Here is a 17,384-nt window from a genome sequence, read left to right as displayed (position 1 = left end):
CTATGCCTCCCGGCCCGCCGAAGAACGGGCGTCGATGATGGTGTGCGCAACGGTCTCGAGGTCACGGTCGGGAATCCGACGCGTCCCGGCTCCGTCCACAACGTAGACCACCGGCCACAGTGCGCGCACGGCGTCCGGTCCGCCGGTCGCTGAGTCGTCGTCGGCGGCGTCGTACAGCGCTTCGACGGCCACGCGCACGGCCGATGCCTCGTCCAGGCGCGGGCTCCACAGCTTCTTGAGTGATCCCCGCGCGAACACCGATCCGGAGCCGACCGAGTGGTGCTCCTGCTCCTCGTACCGTCCGCCGGTGACGTCGAAGGAGAAGAGCCGCCCCACATGGCGGTCGGTGTCGAAGCCGGCGAAGAGGGGGACGACGGCGAGACCCTGCATCGCCATCGGGAGGTTCTGACGAACCATGGCCGCGAGGCGGTTGGCCTTGCCGTCGAGGCTCATCAGGGTGGCCTCGATCTTCTCGTAGTGCTCGAGCTCCACCTGGAACAGTCGCGTCAGGTCCAGCCCGATACCGGCGCTCCCCGCGATACCGAGGACGGAATAGCGATCGGCCGCGAAAACCTTCTCGATATGACGGCTCGCGATCACGTTGCCCATGGTGGCACGGCGGTCACCGGCCATCAGCACGCCGCCGGGGAACGTCAGCGAGACGATCGTCGTGGCGTGCGGAGCGAGGTGGGAGGCGTCGGTGGAAGCGGTTCCCGGACCGAGCGTCCGGTTGGACGGCAGCAGCCCGGGATGATGCGTTCCGAGGTAGTCGGCGAAGGAGGCCGAGGCGGCCCGCGGAACCGCTGCTGCTGCATCATCCGGAAGCATCCGCTACTGGCCGCCCTTCTGCACGAATCCGCGCACGAATTCCTCCGCGTTGGACTCGAGGACACCGTCGATCTCGTCGAGCAGGTCGTCGACCCCCTGCGTCTGGGTGGACTCCTGCGCGGCGGGAGCAGAGGGCACGGGCTCGGGGAGCTCCTCCTCCGATTCCGAGGACGAGCCGCCGGTGGTGATGCGGTCCTGTGAAGCCATGATGGCAGACCTTTCGTGGTCGTGGTCGTGATCGGTTCGGTGATCAGGTTCCTATGGTGACACGCGACGATCAGGGCCGCTCAACAATCGGGCAAGGAAGTCCTCGGCGTCGGCTGCAGCATCGAACAACTCCTCGGTGAGCGCCGCACTTCCCCGGAGCGGCTCCCTCGTCTGCACGCGCTGCAGCCGTCGCTCGCCGGGGAGCTCGAAGATGAGCGAGTCCCAGCTCGCACCGACGACCTGCGCCGGATATTCGGCGATGCAGCGGCCCCGGAAGTAGGCCCGCGTGTCCCGGGGCGGCTCCACGGCGGCCCGGGCTACGTCCGCCGGATCGACGAGCAGCTCGACGTCGCCGCGCCGTGCCAGGCGCTGGTAGATGCCCCGCTCGGGTCGGAGGTCCGCGTACTGCAGGTCGACGAGCGCCAGGCGCGGATCCGTCCAGGCGAGCCCGTCCCGCGCCCTGTAGGCCTCGAGCACCTTCAGCTTCGCGATCCAGTCCACGTGCCGGGCAGCATCCATCGGGTCCCGCCGCAGAGTGACGAGCAATGCCTGCCAGCGGTCGACGACGTCGCGCGTCTGCTCGTCAGCGTCCGAGGGAAGGGCGGCGAGGACCGCCTCGCAGTAGAGCTCCTGCAGCTCTACCCCTGTCATCGTCCGGCCGTCCGTCAGTCGGACCGTGGTCGTCAGCGACGCGTCGTGGCTGATGGCGTGAAGGGCTTCGACCGGGTCCTCGAGGACGGGAACCGGCGCCAGTCCCTGCTCGATGAGCGCGAGGACCAACGCCGTCGTCCCCACCTTCAGGTAGTTCGACACCTCATGCAGGTTCGCGTCACCGATGATGACGTGCAGGCGCCGGTACTTCTCCGCAACGGCGTGCGGTTCGTCCCGCGTGTTGATGATCGGGCGCCGGACGGTGGTCTCCAGTCCGATCTCGTTCTCGAAGAAGTCGGCGCGCTGGCTGATCTGGAAGCCCGGCTCCTGGTTGAGCGGACCGAGGCCCACGCGCCCGGCACCGCAGATGACCTGCCGGGAGACGAAGAAGGGGATCAGCGCCTCCGCCAGCCTCGAGAAGGGCACGCTCCTCGGGACGAGGTAGTTCTCGTGGGAGCCGTAGGACACGCTCTTGTTGTCCGTGTTGTTCTTGTACAGGATGACCGGCGAAAAGCCCGGTGTGGCAGCGATCCGTTCCATCGCGGTGATGGCGACGAGGTCCCCCGCCCTGTCCCAGAGGACGGCGTCGAGCGGATTCGTCACCTCGGGCGAGGAGTACTCGGGGTGCGCGTGGTCGACGTAGAGCCGAGCCCCGTTGTTGAGCACGAGATTCATGAGGACAGCGGCCTCGGCAGGTTCGCCCCGCTCGAGGGCGATCTGTTCTGCGGTCAGCTCCTCCGATTCGTCGGTCAGCTGGCTGGGGTGTGCACGTGCGCGGTCCATCCGGTAGCCGCGCGCGTCCGTCAGCGGGGTCTCGTCCGTATAGTCCCAGCGCGTTCCGGCGAGATTGCCGAGCCCCTCACGCAGCGTGGCAGCGTAGGCGTTGACCACCTGGGAGGACAGCAGGGTGGAATTGGCGGACGGCAGCGCGGGCGCGATGATGCCGTACTCCGTCTCTGTCCCCATGACCCGGTGGACCGAGATCCCCTGACCGACGGGCGGTAGCCCTCCCGGAAAACGGGCCCGCCGTCCACCCGTGTCCATCACAGATACTGACCCGTATTCGCCGTCGTCTCGATGGACTTGCCCGGCTCCTGGCCCGCCTTGCCCTGCACGATGGTGCGGATGTAGGTGATCCGCTCCCCCTTCTTGCCGGAGATGCGCGCCCAGTCGTCCGGGTTCGTGGTGTTCGGCATGTCCTCGTGTTCGCGGAACTCGTCGATCACGGCACGCATCAGGTGTTCGATGCGCAGTCCCTTGCTGCCATCCAGGAGCAGGTCCTTGATTGCGTATTTCTTCGCGCGGTCGACGACGTTCTGGATGACCGCGCCCGAGTTGAAGTCCTTGAAGTACAGCATCTCGGTGTCGCCGTTGGCGTAGGTCACCTCGAGGTACTCGTTGGACTTGTCCGTCGAGTACATCTGCTCGACGGTCCGGCGGATCATCTCGGCGATGGTGGTCTGAGGATCCCCACCGTTCTCCTCGAGGTCGTCCGCGTGCAGCGGGAGATTGGGGGTGATGTACTTCGCGAAGATCTCGGCCGCACCCTCGGCATCGGGCCTTTGGATCTTGATCTTCACATCGAGGCGACCCGGGCGGAGGATCGCGGGATCGATCATGTCCTCACGGTTGGATGCACCGATGACGATGACGTTCTCGAGCTTCTCCACGCCGTCGATCTCGCTCAGCAGTTGCGGGACGATCGTGGTCTCGACGTCGGACGACACACCTGTGCCGCGCGTGCGGAAGAGCGATTCCATCTCGTCGAAGAACACGACGACCGGACTTCCGTCCGACGCCTTCTCCCGTGCCCGGGCGAAGATGAGCCGGATATGGCGCTCCGTCTCGCCGACGTACTTGTCGAGTAGTTCCGGCCCCTTGATGTTGAGGAAGTAGCTGCGGACCTGCTCGACGCCGGCACGCTCGGCGGCTCGGGCGGCCAGCGAGTTCGCGACGGCTTTCGCGATCAGTGTCTTGCCGCAGCCCGGAGGACCGTAGAGCAGGATTCCCTTGGGGGGCTTCAGCCCATGCTCCCGGTAGAGGTCCGGATGCAGGAACGGCAGTTCGACGGCGTCGCGAATCTGCTCGATCTGCGGGCCGAGGCCACCGATGTCGCCGTAGGCGATGTCCGGTACTTCCTCCAGGACGAGATTCTCCACCTCGCTCCGGGGCACCTTCTCCAGGCCGTAGCCGGACTTGGTATCGACGGCGAGAGCATCACCGACACGGATCTTCTCCGCCTGCAGGGGTCCGCTGAGCTTGATGACGCGCTCGTCGTCCGTACGGCCCACCACCAGCGCGCGGTCCGCGCCCAGGAGCTCCTTGACCGTGACCAGCTCACCCGCCCGCTCGAAGCCGAGCGCGGCGACGATCGTGAGCGACTCGTTCAGCAGCACCTCCTGACCGGCAGCGAGCTGTCGGACGTTGATGAGGGGGCTCACCGTGACGCGGAGCTTACGCCCGGACTGCAGGATGTCCGCGGTGTCCTGCACCGTGGCCTCGGTGGTGGTGCCGGGCTCGGAGGGTCGCCTCGGGTTGACCTGCATGACGGTGGCGAAGCTGAAGGGAGCAGCGCCCTCTTTCTCGAGGGCGGCTTTGAGCCTGACGATCTCCGTCCGGGCGGACTCGAGGGCCCCGACGAGCTTCCCGTTGTTCTGGGTGGCAGCCGCGAGCTGTCGATCGATATGGCGCAGTTTGTCCCGCAGAATATTCAACTGGCGCTGCGCCACGGTTGCGTCCACCTGCGGCGTCCCTCCCCCGAGATCAGCTGCGGGAGCGTTGTCTTCGGATTCCGGCATTTCGGTTCGCCACCTTAGGTTCTTTCCGTCAGCTGTCTTTCGACCTTAGCGCAGACCCCCCTCCGCGCAGTGCACTGTTAACGCCCGCATCGACCCTGCGATCCCGTGCGGTATCTTCGACGCCGCCGACGCGCTGGTGATGCTGCCTCTTGCCGCGCTTTCCGACGTCGGCCACGGTCGCGAACCTTTCCCCCCGGCGTCCGTCCCGACCCCGGTTTGCCGTCGTCGGGCCTACTCGACCGTTCCGCCGTCGGCGATGGCGTCGCGGCGTGCCTGCGCCTCCTCCGGGGACAGGGAGCCGCGCTGGATGGTGGAGGCGGCATCCCGGGCCACCCGGCGGAGGCGCTTGTCGGAGACGTCGCGCTCTCCTACGGCCTGCGGTGTCCAGGCGTTGAGGTCCTCCTGGCTGAACCCCGTCTTGGAGGGGCGACGCTTCGGCGTGAAGCCGACCGCGCCGTCGGCCAACCTGCGCGTTGTCAGGAGGAAGCCGGTGTGCGCGACCATGCGGTGGTCGGGACGGACTGCGAGGCCCTCGAGGTGCCAGCCGCGCACCATGGACTCCCAGCCCTCGGGCTCGGTGAATCGCCCGTCGGCGCGGATGGCCTCGGCCGTGCGGGAGAGCTGGGTGACGGTCGCGACGTAGCTGATCCAGACGCCGCCTGCGGCGAGGACGGTGGCCACGGCTTCAAGGCACTCCCATGGTGCGAGCATGTCGAGCACTACGCGGTCCACGGAGCCGGGCGCCTCATGCTCCACCACCTGCTCCTGGAAGTCCCCGAGGGTGATCTGCCACGCCGGGTGGGGCCCGCCGAAGATGGTTTCGACGTTGCCGCGGGCGATGTCGGCGAATTCCTCGCGGCGTTCGAAGGAGTGGAGGTAGCCCGAATCTCCGACTGCACGCAGGAGCGAGATGGACAGGGCGCCCGAACCCACACCGGCCTCGACCACGCGCGATCCGGGGTAGATGTCGGCCATCGTCACGATCTGGCCGGCGTCCTTGGGGTAGACGACGGCCGCGCCTCGCGGCATGGACAGCACGAAGTCGGACAGGAGCGGGCGGAGCGCCTGGTACAGCTGCCCGCTGGTGTTCTCGAGGATCGTGCCTTCGACGGTGCCGATGAGCGCGTCATGCTGGAGGAACCCCTTGTGCGTATGGAATGCGCCGCCGGGAGTGAGGGTGATGGTGTTCATCCGGCCCTTCTCGTCTGTCAGCTGCACGCGCTCGCCGGGACGGAACGGGCCGCGGCGTACTGCCGCTCCGTGTGGGCCCGAAGCGGTCGGGTTCGTGGTCGGAGTGTCGTTCATGGTGGTCCTTCGACAGGTGCCGGCTTGACCGGCATGGATGAGGCAGTACTACGTATGGTCGGGGAAACAGCGACTCGTCGGCTGATCAGGTCGGCCGGAGGGCACCGGAAAGCGGCAGGGTCCGCGCCGCGCATCAGGTGCCCGGCGTGCCCTTGCCGGTAATGGCCTGCACGACGGTCCGCTGATGGAGCAGGCCGGTGACAGCGCCCTGGCGGTCGAGCACCGCGTATTCGTTGCCTTCGAGCCGGGCGAGGAACTGCACGAGCTCCTGGCCCTCGGCCCACTCGGGAACGTAGGCGCCCGTGGCGAGGCGCCGTGCGGCGGCGTTGACCGCCGTCGTGCCCGCTGCCTCCTCGGGAACCGCGAGCAGCGCGGCTTCGTCGACCACCGCCTCCGGCACCCCCGTCGCGCCGGTCAGCACGACGGCGGCGCCCGGGTTCTCACGCAGGAGTCGGCGGGCTGCCAGGACGGTGGTCCCGGCGGGAAGGCCCAGGGCGCGCTGCTGCAGCCTGCCTGCACTGATCGCAGGCAGCCTCAGTCGCATCCGAGCGTTCTCGATGGCGGCGGTGGCACCCATCCATAGGAAGGCGCCCATCACCACGGCGATGATGATGACGGTGAGGTCCGGCCAGCGGCCCTGCAGCAGCGGCAGCCCCACGACGACGCCGAGCAGGAGCACCACGAGGATGCGGCCACCCCAGCCCGCTGCGACAGTGCCCTTCTCCTGGCTGCCGGTGGCCTTCCAGACCGCGCTCTCGACAAGGCGTCCACCGTCCAGCGGCAGGCCGGGCAGCACGTTGAACACCGCCACGAGGAGATTGGCCCAGATCAGGATGGTCGTCAGCAAATAGGCGACCGAGCCGGGAGTCATGGCCTGGAGGATGCCCCAGCCGAGAGCCGCGAGGACGAAGTTCGCCGCAGGACCCGCCAGTGCCACGAGCAGGGACCGCCCGGGCGACGCGTTGAAGCTGGCGAACTGCGTGTGACCGCCCCAGAGGTTCAGCACGATCCGCGTCGTGGGCCAGCCGAAGGCCCGGGCAGTGAGTGCGTGGGCTAGTTCGTGGAGCAGGACGGACGCGGCGAGGAGCAGCGCATACCCGAGGGCGACGGCGTAGGCTCCGGCGCCGATGCCGGGGAAGGCGTTCGCGACGCGCGGACCGAAGACGAGGACGATGAACGCCGTGATGACGAACCATGACCACGCAAGCACGACCGGGATCCCCGCGATGCGTCCGAGGGACAGCCCCGGGCTCGCTTCCGCCTTCGCGGGTGGGGGGCTGCTGGTCATGCTTCCGCCCCCAGGGCGGCCGTGTCCGGGTTGGGAACGAGCAGTCCCGCGAGGTCGGCCGGCGTGCGTCCTTCGAGGCTGTCCCAGTCGGTCCGTCGGTCGTCGGGCGGCAGCGGCACGAAATGGGGCACGGCCAGGGTGACGAGGCCGGCAGCGAGGGCCGATGTCACTCCGGGCAGTGAGTCCTCGATGGCGACGACCCGATCCTTGGTGAGTCCGGGATGGTCAGCGGCGAGGAGGTCGAAGCCCAGTTGGTAGGCCTCCGGGTCGGGCTTCCCCGCGCTCACCCGGTCACCCGTGACGAGATGGGAAAAAGTGCCCTCCGGCAACCGTGATGCGACGGCGTTCGCCAGGAGGGATTCGGACATGGTGACCATCGCGCAAGGGATACCTTCATGGCGGAGAGCTTCCAGCAGCTCCCGTGCGCCAGGGCGCCAGGGGACCTCGGTCCGGACATCGTCGGCGACACGGTCGGTCAGGAGATCGATGATGGCCCGGATCCCGAGGTCCACGCCCGCCTGCTGGAGCTGGCCTGCCGAGAACGTCAGCGCCTGGCCCACGAGAGCCGTGGCCTGGTCCATGGTCCACGTTCCGCCGTAGGATTCGACCAGGTCCCTCTCTGCGCGGATCCAGTAGGGCTCGGTGTCGACGATCGTCCCGTCCATGTCCCACAGTACGCCCTGCAGGCCGCGGAAGTTCCTAACCGAGCCGGTCCCGTCCGGGTCGAGCTCGATGCGGGCAAGGGTGTGGACGCTGCCGGTGGGGTGGTTTGCCATGTATCCAAGTCTACGGCGACCCCTTGACAGGCCCGTGCGTCAGCTCTCCGCGTAGCCGTCCAGCGTCGCCTGACATCGCTGCACGCCGGGGCTTAGGGTGTGAACGTGGACAGCTTCGAAGAAAACCAGCCGACCGGCGTACAGGACCTCTTCCAGGATGCCGGCGAACCCGAGCGGCGCATCACCATCATGCTCGCGGCCTTCGAAGGCTGGAATGACGCCGGCGAGGCGGCCAGCGATGCCCTGAAGTACATGGGCAGGTTCTTCGGCAGCGAGCGGATCTCCACCATCGACGCCGACGAGTTCTACGACTTCCAGTTCACCCGCCCCATGATCAAGCGGAACTCCTCGGGCCAGCGGCGCATCAAGTGGCCCAACACACGGATCAGCAAGGCCATCGTCCCGGACTCCGCCGTCGACCTCATCCTCGTCAACGGCGTCGAGCCGTCCTACAAGTGGCGGGCGTACACCGCGGAGCTCGTCGCGCTGGCCAAGGAGCTCAGCGTCGACTGCATCGTCCTCGTGGGCGCGCTCCTGGCCGATGTGCCCCATTCCCGTCCCATCCCCGTGACGGTCACCTCCGATGACGACCTCGTCCGGGAAAGCCTCGAGGTCGAGCCGTCGACCTACGAGGGGCCCATCGGCATCGTGGGCGTCCTCGCCGAGATGGGGCTCCTCGCGGACATCCCCACCATGTCCCTCTGGGCCGCCGTACCCCACTACGTCGGTCAGTCGCCGTCACCCAAGGCCCAGCTCTCGCTGCTCAACAAGCTCGAGGAGATCCTCCAGATCACGGTGGACACCCACCTGCTGACGGAGGAATCGGAGGCCTGGGAACGCGGGGTCGACGAGCTCGCCACCGAGGATCCCGAGGTTGCCGCCTACGTGCGACAGCTCGAGGAGGCCAAGGATACCGTCGACCTGCCGGAAGCGAGCGGGGAGTCGATCGCCCGCGAGTTCGAGCGGTACCTCAAGAAGCGGCGCCGCGAGCAGTAGCCCTTCGGCCACTGCTCGCCATGCGTGTTCCCCTCGCAGGACCTGTTCCTAGAGGCGCACCCCGAGCAGGGCGTCCAGCACGTCGGCCAACCCCTGCCGGCCGGAGCCCTTTCCTGAGCCGCCTCCGGAGCTTGCGAGGGCGGTGACAGCCCAGGCGTCGACGGCCGAGAGCGCGGAGGGCGCATCGAGATCGTCGGCCAGGTGACCGCGGACCCCGTCGAGCAGCATGGCGACGTCGGACGGGGACGCGAGGTGCGCGGCGTCCCGCCAGGTCCCGAGGCGGGCGACGGCGTCGTCGAGGACGCGATCCGTCCATGACCAGTCCGAGCGGTAGTGGTGGGCGAGGATGGCGAGGCGGATGGCCGCCGGGTCGACGCCGGACCGCCGCAGCTTCGAGACCAGCACGAGGTTGCCACGCGACTTGCTCATCTTCCCGCCGTCGTAGCCGACCATGCCTGCGTGGGAGTAGTGCTGCGCCAGCGGAGTGCCGGCCGCCGCCCACGCATGCGATGCGCTCATCTCATGGTGCGGGAACACGAGGTCCGAACCGCCGCCCTGCACCGTGAAGGGCGCCGGAAGGAACCGTTGGGCGATCACGGCGCACTCGATGTGCCATCCGGGCCTGCCGTCTCCGAGTGTGGCGCCGGGCCACTGCGGCTCCCCCGTCCGGGCCGTGCGCCAGAGGAGCGGATCGAGCGGATGGCGCTTGTGGGGGCGCGTCGGGTCGCCTCCGCGTTCCGCGGACAGTGCCACCATCGTTTCGACGTCGAGGTGCGAGACCTGACCGAGGAACCAGCGGTCGGCGTCGTCCTCGTCGAGGACGGCGGCAGCGTCCAGGGAGAAGTAGATGTCGCCGTCGGGTTCGCCGCCCACGCCAGGGACGGCATAGGCGAGGCCGCGGGCAACGAGTCCCTCGACGGCGGGGATAATCCAGTCGATCGCCTCGACTGCACCGATGTAGTGATCGGGCGGCAGGACGTTCAGCGCCTCCATGTCCTCACGGAACAGGGCTATCTGATCCGCTGCGAGGTCCTGCCAATCGACGCCGGTCGCGGTGGCCCTCTCCAGCAGGGGATCGTCGACGTCCGTGACGTTCTGGACGTAGGAAACGACAGAGCCGGCGTCACGCCAGGTGCGGTTCAGGAGGTCGAAGGCGACGTAAGTGGACGCATGGCCCATGTGGGTTGCGTCGTAGGGGGTGATGCCGCAGACATACAGGCTGCGGTCCGGATGCACCTCCAGCGGAGTCCGTTCCTGCGTCGCCGTGTCGAACAGGCTGATGCCCGACTGGGTTCCGTCGAGTTCTGGGACAGGAGTCGATTTCCACGCAATCACACGTTCTACCTTACGGCCCGCCATCAGGCGCTGATGACGCCGAACCCGAGGAGGACGTACAGGGCCAGACCGAGCAGGATGCGGTACCAGACGAACAGCCCGTAGCCGCGCGTTGTGACGAACTTCAGGAACCAGCCGATGATCGCGAACCCGACGACGAACGCCACCACGGTGGCCAGCGCCGTCTCGGGCAGGGCATACGGCCCGGCCTCGTCGTAGCTCTTGATGAGCTGGAAGACTCCGCTGCCGAAGACTGCCGGAATGGCAAGAAGGAAGGAGTAGCGGGCGGCGGACTCTCGGGTGTACCCCATGAGCAGGCCGGCGGTGATGGTTCCGCCAGAGCGCGACACGCCCGGGACGAGGGCCAGTGCCTGCGCCAACCCGTACAGGATGCCGTGCTTGTAGGTGAGGCTTTGCAGGTCCCGCGTCTGGCGTCCCACGCGGTCGGCCACGGCCAGGATGAGGCCGAAGACGATCAGCATCGTCGCGACGATCCACATGCTGCGGAACGACCCCTCGATCTGGTCCTGGAACAGGAGGCCCAGCAGCACGATGGGCACGCTGCCGAGGATGACGAGCCAGCCCATGCGGACATCCGGGTCATTCCGCGGCACCCTGCCCCGCAGTGCACCGAACCAGGCCTTCACTATCCGCACGATGTCCCGCCAGAAGAACACGACGACGGCGGCCTCCGTCCCGAGCTGCGTGATGGCGGTGAACGCCGCCCCCGGGTCCTGGGCGTTGGGAAGGAGCTCACCCACGATCCGCAGGTGGGCGCTCGACGAGATGGGCAGGAACTCCGTAAGGCCCTGGACGAACCCCAGGATGACCGCTTCTATCCAATGCACGGTTTCGACCCTAAGCCATGAGGCCGGGCACAGGCCCTAGGCTTGGCTGCATGCAACGGCGAAACGTGGGAGCGAGCGGCCTGACCGTCTCGGCTCTGGGACTCGGGACCATGAACTGGGGCCAGGAAGTCAGCGAGGAGGGCGCCCGCGAGCAGCTCCGCCTCTTCGCCGACGCCGGCGGCACCCTCGTGGAAACCGCCGCCCGCTATGGCGAGGGCCAGGCCGAGGCGATGCTCGGCGGGTTCATCAATGACACGGTCGCCCGCTCGGAGCTCGTCCTCGTGGTGCAGGGCGGTACCACCCGATCCGGCAGTCGACGCCTCGATGCGTCCCGTCGGGGGATGCTCGATTCGCTCGATGCCTCCCTCTCCCTCCTCGGCACCGACCACGCCGACCTGTGGCTCGCCCCCTCCCCCGACCCCGCCGTTCCGCTGCACGAGACGCTCAGCGCCCTGGAGACCGCCTACGCGTCGGGCCGCGCCCGCTACGTGGGTGTCTCCAACTACGCGGGGTGGGAGTTCGCGCGGGCCGCGGCGACGGCGTCGTTCCCGCTCCTCGTCAACGACGTGGAGTATTCCCTCGTCAATCGCGGCATCGAACGGGACGTCCTTCCCGCAGCAACGGCGTTCGGTGCCGCGATCCTCGCCTGGGGCCCACTCGGCCGGGGCGTCCTGACCGGAAAGTACCGGGGCCGGATCCCTTCCGAGTCCCGTGGCGCGTCGGACGTCTGGGCGCCCTACGTGGAGCCCTACCTCGCTGGAAAACCGCAGCGCATCACGGAGGCGCTGTGCACCGCCTCCCGTGGGCTCGACCTGCAGCCCCACGAACTGGCGCTCCGGTGGCTGCTACACCGGCCCGGTGTGGCCTCGGCCATCATCGGCGCGCGGACCCCGCAGCAGCTCAAGGAGATCCTGCAGACCAGCAGCGCGCCCGTGGCCGAGCCGATCTCGCAGGTACTCGACGAGGTCTCGGCGCTCATGGCCTGACGCCTTCCCCCGCAACTGTCAGCACCGGACATCTCGATGTCCTGACCGATCCCCTCGTCGGCTCAGGACTCGGCACTCGGGACCTAGGGCTCCACCTCGGCATCGACGAGGTCCGGCGCGTAGTCGGCGTCCTCATTATCGTCGTCCTCGCCCTCGTCGTCCGACTCCTCGTAGATTTCGAGCGGCGTCACTTCGCCGAAGGAGTCGTAGAGCGCTTCTTCATAGACTTCGAAGGCATCGGCTATACCGAGATAGGCCGCTTCCACTGCGGGGTCATCCTCCCGCCGTCGCGAAGCCGAGGCTGCAAGATGCTCTTCGAGGGCTGTCACGAGGGACTGGAGCGCGACACGCGGATCTATGCTCATGGCCTAGACGTTATCGGTAAAGTGAGCGGAATTGGAGGGATATGCGAGAACATTTTCTGAACGCGACGGCTGTCCGGGAGCGGGACTACGGACGGCAGTACGAGTATCTGGTACTCACCGTCCACGCCGGTGAATCGCTGCCTGCAGCCCGGAAACTCGTGACCGAACACGCCGAGTACGGCAAGTGGGAGTTGGAGCGCAGCTGCATCTTCATGGGCGGCAGCCGTCGGTACTGGTTGAGGCGGAAGGTCCTGCGCGTCGAACGCACGGCCTAGGGTTCGTAGGGCTCGCAACCAGGCTCCGGCCGCCCGACGTGGCGGGCCAGGGCAGGCTCAGGCGGAGGGCGGGCCAAGCAGCGACGTCGCAACCGTCGCCCGCGCCGACTCCTCGGTCGAAGGATGGAACTGACCCGCCAGCGCGTCGCGATGCAGGCGGACCACCTCGGACGCGGCCGAGAATCCTGAACCTCCTCCTACGTGCAGGGCGACCGTCGTTGCCTCCACCGCCGCCTCGACCGCATGCGTCTTCAGCGTGACGAGGCGCGGGAACCATGATGAGCCGACGTCGGACTGCGCGTCGAGATCACGAACGACGCCGATGAGCTCCGCCTCCACTCCCGTCCTTCGCATCCCCGCGCCGGCGAGGAGGTTGCGGAGCACCGGGTCGTCGGACAGTGGGCGGTCCGCGACGTGGCTCCTGCGACTCAGGAGCGCCTCGGTCGCCAGCTCCAGTGCACGGTCGGCGATGCCGAGGTACACCGACGCGATGAGGCTCTCGAACGCGGCGAAGATCCCGAACACCAGCAGATCGGCGTTCGGTCCGACGGGCAGCCGCCGGAACACGGCTCCGGGCGGCACGCGTACGTCGGTCAAGCGCGTCGTGTTCGACTGCGTGGCGCGCATCCCGAGCGGGTTCCAGTCCGCCAGGGTGTCGACGCCGGGAATGTCCCTGGGGATGAAGGCGTGGAGGATTGCGTCGTCCGCGCCGTCCTCTCCCGCGAGCTTCCCGAAGATGCCGAGACGGGTCCAGACGGGCGAGAGGCTCGTGAAGACCTTTGTCCCGGTATAGCTGAAATCGCCGTCGGCCAGGCGCTCGACGCGGGTCACCGAGTCGAACAGGACGGCGTCGTTGCCGGGCTCGGAAACTCCGAAGGCGAACACCTCTCCCCGTGCGGCCTCCTCGAGGATGAATTCCAGCGAGTCGTCCCCGCGGTCGGCGAGCAGACCGGCCACTGCCGTCCACACCAGGTGCATGTTGACGCCGAGGGCCGTTGCCGGCGCTGCGGACGCAAGGGTGCGCTGAGCCTCCGCAACCCGCGCCATCCCGCCCGCACTACCCGGCCGGACATCCACGAGCATGCGCAGGTACCCGGCGGCCGTGAGCTCGTCGAAGTCCTCGGTGAAAAAGGTGTTCGCTGCATCGTAGGCGCCGGCCCTCCCCCGGAAACGATCGAGCAGGTCCTCCGTCAAGAGCTGCGCCGCTGCACCTGGGTACGTCGTCATGCCGGTCTTTTCCCGTCCCGCCCGATCAGTAGGTGGTGAGCAGGCGGGCGAGCACCCTGGAGCCGAAACGTAGCGAGTCCGCGGGTACTCGTTCGTCCACGCCGTGGAACATCCCCGTGAAGTCGAGTTCGTCGGGCAGCTGCAGGGGCGCGAAGCCGTAGCCGGTGATGCCGAGGCGGCTCAACGACTTGTTGTCCGTGCCACCGGAGAGTGTGTAGGGCAGCACCTTGGCTCCCGGGTCCTCGGCATGCAGCGCGTCGATCATCGAGTCCACCAGGTTCCCGGCGAACGGCACCTCGAGGGAGGTGTCCTTGTGCTCATAGGTGACGTCGACGCCTTCACCTGCGAGCCCGCGGATGATCTCGAGTACCTGGTCCTGCTGCCCCGGGAGCGTCCGTACGTCGATGAGCGCCTCGGCCGTGCCCGGAATGACGTTGTGCTTGTAACCGCTCTTGAGGACCGTCGGGTTCGCGGTGTTCTGCAGGGTCGCTCCGACGAAGCGTGCCACCGTTCCCAGCTCCCGAAGCAGGATGTCAGGGTTGTCGGGGTCGAACTCCACACCCGTGAGCTCGGTGACGCCGTCGAGGAACTGCCGCGTGGTGGGGGTCAGCTCGATGGGCCAGGAGTAGTCGCCGATACGCGTGACTGCTCGGGCGAGGGCGGTCACGGCGTTATCGGTGTTGATCTGTGAACCATGACCGGCCCGACCGTGCGCCACCAGCCGTAGCCAGGAAATGCCCTTCTCGGCCGTCTGGAGCAGGTAGGTCCGCTGGCCGCCGATGGTCGCGGAGAACCCCCCGACCTCGGAGATGGCCTCGGAGGCACCCTCGAATACCTCGGGCTTGTTGTCGACCAGCCAGGAGGCGCCGTAGGCGCCGCCGGCCTCCTCGTCGGCGAAGAACCCGAAGATCAGGTCCCGCTGCGGCTTGATCCCGTCGCGCTGCATAGAGCGGAGGACGGACAGGATCATGGCGTCCATGTCCTTCATGTCGACGGCGCCGCGGCCCCAGATCAGCCCGTCCTTCTCCTCGCCGCCGAAGGGATCGACCGTCCAATCCTCCTTCTGCGCCGGGACGACGTCGAGGTGGCCATGGACCACGAGCGCGGGCAGCGACGAATCGGAGCCCTCCATGCGTGCGACGACGGAGGTACGTCCGGGCGCTGCATCGAACAGCTGCGTGGACAGGCCCACCTCCTCGATGAGGGCCGCTGTGTACTCGGCGGCCTGCCGCTCGCCCGGCCCTGCGTTGTCGCCGAAGTTCGAGGTATCGAAGCGGATCAGTTCCTGACAGATCCTGACGACTTCATCTTCGGGGGTAATGCCCACGTGGTCCTCCTGGGTAGCGGTTGCTCTCCCAGCTTACCGAGAGTGCGGGCCGGCAGGATCTCCTTCGTCGCGGCCTTGCAGGGGCGGCCATGGCTTCCGCGGCGAGCAGCCGACGGCACCCGGTGTTTCCGTCCCATGGTCGATGGTCGTACATCATCCGGCTTGGAGTGGACCCGCAGCCCACGCCCTTCGCGCTTCGGACCCGACGCCGTCATCCTCACGGGGACCGCAGTAACACCCGGTTGCTTGCAGCCTCAAATCTGACGTTGTTCGACGTCCTCACCGATCGCGGATGTCGGAGGTGACTGTTCTGACGGGTTCTCAACTGTGCGTGAGTAGGACTTCGATACACGCCGGTAGGCGGGGCTGAGGAAAGCCAGAAGAGCAGCCAGGATCATGATGATTCCAGCGATGAAGAACACCAGGGCGATCCCGCGGGAGACACCCTCCCCCAGAAGTGGTGCCAGGCGCACTGAGCCTTCAGCGGATCGTGCGTACGGAATGATCCAGAACTGGGCGATCGGTGCGACGAGGAACGCGGTGACCGGGGCCGCGGCCGACTCGAAGGCCATGGCGAATCCGAAGACCCGCCCCTGCCGCTCGAGGGGTACGGTCCGCTGAATCACCGTCTGTTCGGCAGCTTCCACGAAGGGCACCAGGGCGAGGTACAGCCAGATTCCGGCGACGTACAACCACGCCCACTCCCTCACCGTGAAAAGCGCTCCAAGGACGCCCATCGCGATCACGGCGACGAGCATGGTCCGCAGCGGATTGGAACCGAGACCGAACTTGCCGATCAGTGCCCCTCCCACGATGAAACCCGTCGCACCGAGCGCGAAGAAGATCCCCCATAGCTCGACCGGAAACAGTTCCAATCCGTACGGGTCCATCAGCGCCATATACACGCCACCAACGAAATTGTTGAAGGTGGAGAACAGGATCAGCGCGAACAGGCCGGCGATGGCCAGCACTGCGGCAAGCGAGCCACGAAGGTCGAATCCTCCGTGTGCATCGGTCGCTGCCGGGCGCACCTCCTCGGGCATGCGCAGTGTGAGCAGGTGGGCAAGAGCCAACGCTGTGAGCGCTACGGCGATGAGGACCGTCCAGCCCATGCCCAACAGGCCCACAGAGAGTCCGGAGAGCACCGAGGTGATGATGAACATCAGCCCCTGCACCATGCCCACCAGCCCATTGGCATTAGCGCGTCGGTCCGGTTCGATCAGGATGGTCACCGTCGTGGAAAGAGCGATATTACGCATGTTCTCGACGACTGCGCCGATCAGGATGACCAGGGTGAACACCCAGAACCAGGGCTGCGTCAGGTCCAGCAACCAGTTGGTGGGTGTCAGCAGGAACATCGCTCCGGCAAGCACGAACATCACCAGGGTGAAGCCGCCTGCGAAACGCATGACTGCCAGCTTGCGGTATCGATCGACGTACGTGCCGAAGCTGATGCTGGAAAGTGCGATCAACATCATGTACGCACCGCCGACCACCCCGGTAGCGATCACGTTGCGCGTCTCCAGGTATACCCAGAACGTCAGGGCGAACCACAGGAAGCTGGTCGTTATATTGGCAAGACCTGTGTTCACCAGGATGCCGGTGAACGTTCGGGACCGCTCCGCCGGGGTGCGCAGGACCATGTCGACCGTCTCGCCGTCGACCGGTCGAGAAACCCCGCTGTCCCTGTCGGCAGTGGAGCTCGGAACTTCATCCTCAGGACGATCGCTACCGATGAGTGGAGACGCAGCGGCCCGAGGCGGGGATGGGTCCTGCCCGGTCATGTGCCTCAGTGTACTGACAACCAGTCAGGGCAGAACAGGGCGGAACCGTGTGGTACGCAGCGATTCCGCACACGGGACCTAACGTCAGCTCATTTCGCGACCCGGCAATCACGGATGCTCGGATGTGGGATACCTGAATCAGCGCGACTGCGACGACGACCACGACCGAAACGAGGTTGCTGCCAGTGGGGTGAGCGCGTGCGCCCAGAGCACCCTGGACGTCGCGATGGGCATGGATCGGAACGCTCGAAGATTTCGCGCGGCATGTCGAGGAACAGCCGGCATTCGGCGTAGGCGATGCCTGAGGCGATCGTAACGAGCAGGATCGCGATGCGGTCGTCGAGGTGTTCGGCCCCGTCGAGGTACCGCGCGGTGAGCAGGACCGTGG

General features: G+C 67.3%; 16 protein-coding genes. 3 read left to right on the top strand and 13 right to left on the bottom strand.

Annotation, left to right across the window (positions count from 1 at the left end; translation table 11 throughout):
• From prcB to RCH21_RS15350, 7 genes are all read right to left on the bottom strand, one after another.
• A complete protein-coding gene (gene prcB / locus RCH21_RS15380; RefSeq protein ID WP_120150089.1) occupies positions 1-828 on the bottom strand; it encodes a proteasome subunit beta in 828 nt (275 codons plus the stop codon).
• Between the two features lie 3 nt (positions 829-831).
• A complete protein-coding gene (locus RCH21_RS15375) occupies positions 832-1,035 on the bottom strand; it encodes a ubiquitin-like protein Pup (RefSeq protein ID WP_120150090.1) in 204 nt (67 codons plus the stop codon).
• Between the two features lie 51 nt (positions 1,036-1,086).
• Positions 1,087-2,652, bottom strand: coding sequence for a depupylase/deamidase Dop (gene dop, locus RCH21_RS15370; RefSeq protein WP_326965117.1), 1,566 nt, complete (start codon positions 2,650-2,652; stop codon positions 1,087-1,089).
• A 77-nt stretch (positions 2,653-2,729) separates the two neighbouring features.
• The gene (gene arc, locus RCH21_RS15365) at positions 2,730-4,484 is read right to left on the bottom strand and encodes a proteasome ATPase (RefSeq protein ID WP_120150092.1); all 1,755 of its coding nucleotides are present in this window, start codon (positions 4,482-4,484) and stop codon (positions 2,730-2,732) included.
• Positions 4,485-4,715: 231 nt separating this feature from the next.
• Positions 4,716-5,789, bottom strand: coding sequence for a tRNA (adenine-N1)-methyltransferase (locus RCH21_RS15360; RefSeq protein WP_326965116.1), 1,074 nt, complete (start codon positions 5,787-5,789; stop codon positions 4,716-4,718).
• Positions 5,790-5,922: 133 nt separating this feature from the next.
• Positions 5,923-7,077: a site-2 protease family protein gene (locus tag RCH21_RS15355; RefSeq protein WP_326965115.1), complete on the bottom strand. Its 1,155-nt coding sequence runs from the start codon at positions 7,075-7,077 to the stop codon at positions 5,923-5,925.
• On the bottom strand, positions 7,074-7,853 hold the full coding sequence (locus RCH21_RS15350) for an HAD family hydrolase (protein WP_326965114.1): 780 nt from the start codon (positions 7,851-7,853) through the stop codon (positions 7,074-7,076). Before RCH21_RS15350 ends, RCH21_RS15355 begins: the two co-directional genes overlap by 4 nt.
• 105 nt (positions 7,854-7,958) lie before the next feature.
• Between RCH21_RS15350 and RCH21_RS15345 the strand changes: the two genes are divergently transcribed.
• Complete coding sequence (locus RCH21_RS15345; protein WP_235830806.1) at positions 7,959-8,849, top strand: PAC2 family protein; 891 nt, start codon at positions 7,959-7,961, stop codon at positions 8,847-8,849.
• A 48-nt stretch (positions 8,850-8,897) separates the two neighbouring features.
• Here the strand turns inward: RCH21_RS15345 and mshC are convergent, their stop codons facing one another.
• Together mshC and RCH21_RS15335 are read right to left on the bottom strand one after the other, a co-directional pair.
• Positions 8,898-10,184 (bottom strand): cysteine--1-D-myo-inosityl 2-amino-2-deoxy-alpha-D-glucopyranoside ligase, encoded by a 1,287-nt coding sequence (mshC, locus tag RCH21_RS15340; RefSeq protein ID WP_326965113.1) that lies wholly within the window; start codon positions 10,182-10,184, stop codon positions 8,898-8,900.
• A 23-nt stretch (positions 10,185-10,207) separates the two neighbouring features.
• On the bottom strand, positions 10,208-11,032 hold the full coding sequence (locus RCH21_RS15335) for an undecaprenyl-diphosphate phosphatase (RefSeq protein ID WP_326965112.1): 825 nt from the start codon (positions 11,030-11,032) through the stop codon (positions 10,208-10,210).
• Between the two features lie 50 nt (positions 11,033-11,082).
• Between RCH21_RS15335 and RCH21_RS15330 the strand changes: the two genes are divergently transcribed.
• Positions 11,083-12,018 carry an aldo/keto reductase gene (locus tag RCH21_RS15330; RefSeq protein WP_326965111.1) on the top strand — a complete coding sequence of 312 codons (936 nt, stop codon included), beginning with the start codon at positions 11,083-11,085 and terminating at the stop codon, positions 12,016-12,018.
• Between the two features lie 83 nt (positions 12,019-12,101).
• Here RCH21_RS15330 and RCH21_RS15325 read toward each other — a convergent pair whose 3' ends face one another.
• Positions 12,102-12,383, bottom strand: coding sequence for a hypothetical protein (locus RCH21_RS15325; RefSeq protein WP_326965110.1), 282 nt, complete (start codon positions 12,381-12,383; stop codon positions 12,102-12,104).
• Between the two features lie 41 nt (positions 12,384-12,424).
• Here RCH21_RS15325 and RCH21_RS15320 point away from each other — a divergent pair, with 41 nt between their 5' ends.
• Complete coding sequence (locus tag RCH21_RS15320) at positions 12,425-12,658, top strand: DUF5703 family protein (protein ID WP_120150100.1); 234 nt, start codon at positions 12,425-12,427, stop codon at positions 12,656-12,658.
• Positions 12,659-12,715: 57 nt separating this feature from the next.
• Here RCH21_RS15320 and RCH21_RS15315 read toward each other — a convergent pair whose 3' ends face one another.
• The 3 genes from RCH21_RS15315 to RCH21_RS15305 all read right to left on the bottom strand — a co-directional run bounded on the left by RCH21_RS15315 (position 12,716) and on the right by RCH21_RS15305 (position 16,855).
• Complete coding sequence (locus tag RCH21_RS15315; RefSeq protein ID WP_326965109.1) at positions 12,716-13,885, bottom strand: acyl-CoA dehydrogenase family protein; 1,170 nt, start codon at positions 13,883-13,885, stop codon at positions 12,716-12,718.
• Between the two features lie 25 nt (positions 13,886-13,910).
• Positions 13,911-15,212, bottom strand: a complete 1,302-nt coding sequence (locus RCH21_RS15310; protein ID WP_326965108.1) for a M20/M25/M40 family metallo-hydrolase — start codon at positions 15,210-15,212, stop codon at positions 13,911-13,913.
• A gap of 254 nt (positions 15,213-15,466) precedes the next feature.
• Positions 15,467-16,855, bottom strand: a complete 1,389-nt coding sequence (locus RCH21_RS15305) for an MFS transporter (protein ID WP_326965132.1) — start codon at positions 16,853-16,855, stop codon at positions 15,467-15,469.
• Positions 16,856-17,384 lie beyond the last annotated feature (529 nt).

The organism is Arthrobacter sp. PL16 (assembly GCF_035985055.1).
GTDB classification, from domain to species: domain Bacteria; phylum Actinomycetota; class Actinomycetes; order Actinomycetales; family Micrococcaceae; genus Arthrobacter_D; species Arthrobacter_D cheniae.
This window is presented reverse-complemented; position numbering and strand designations above follow the sequence as displayed.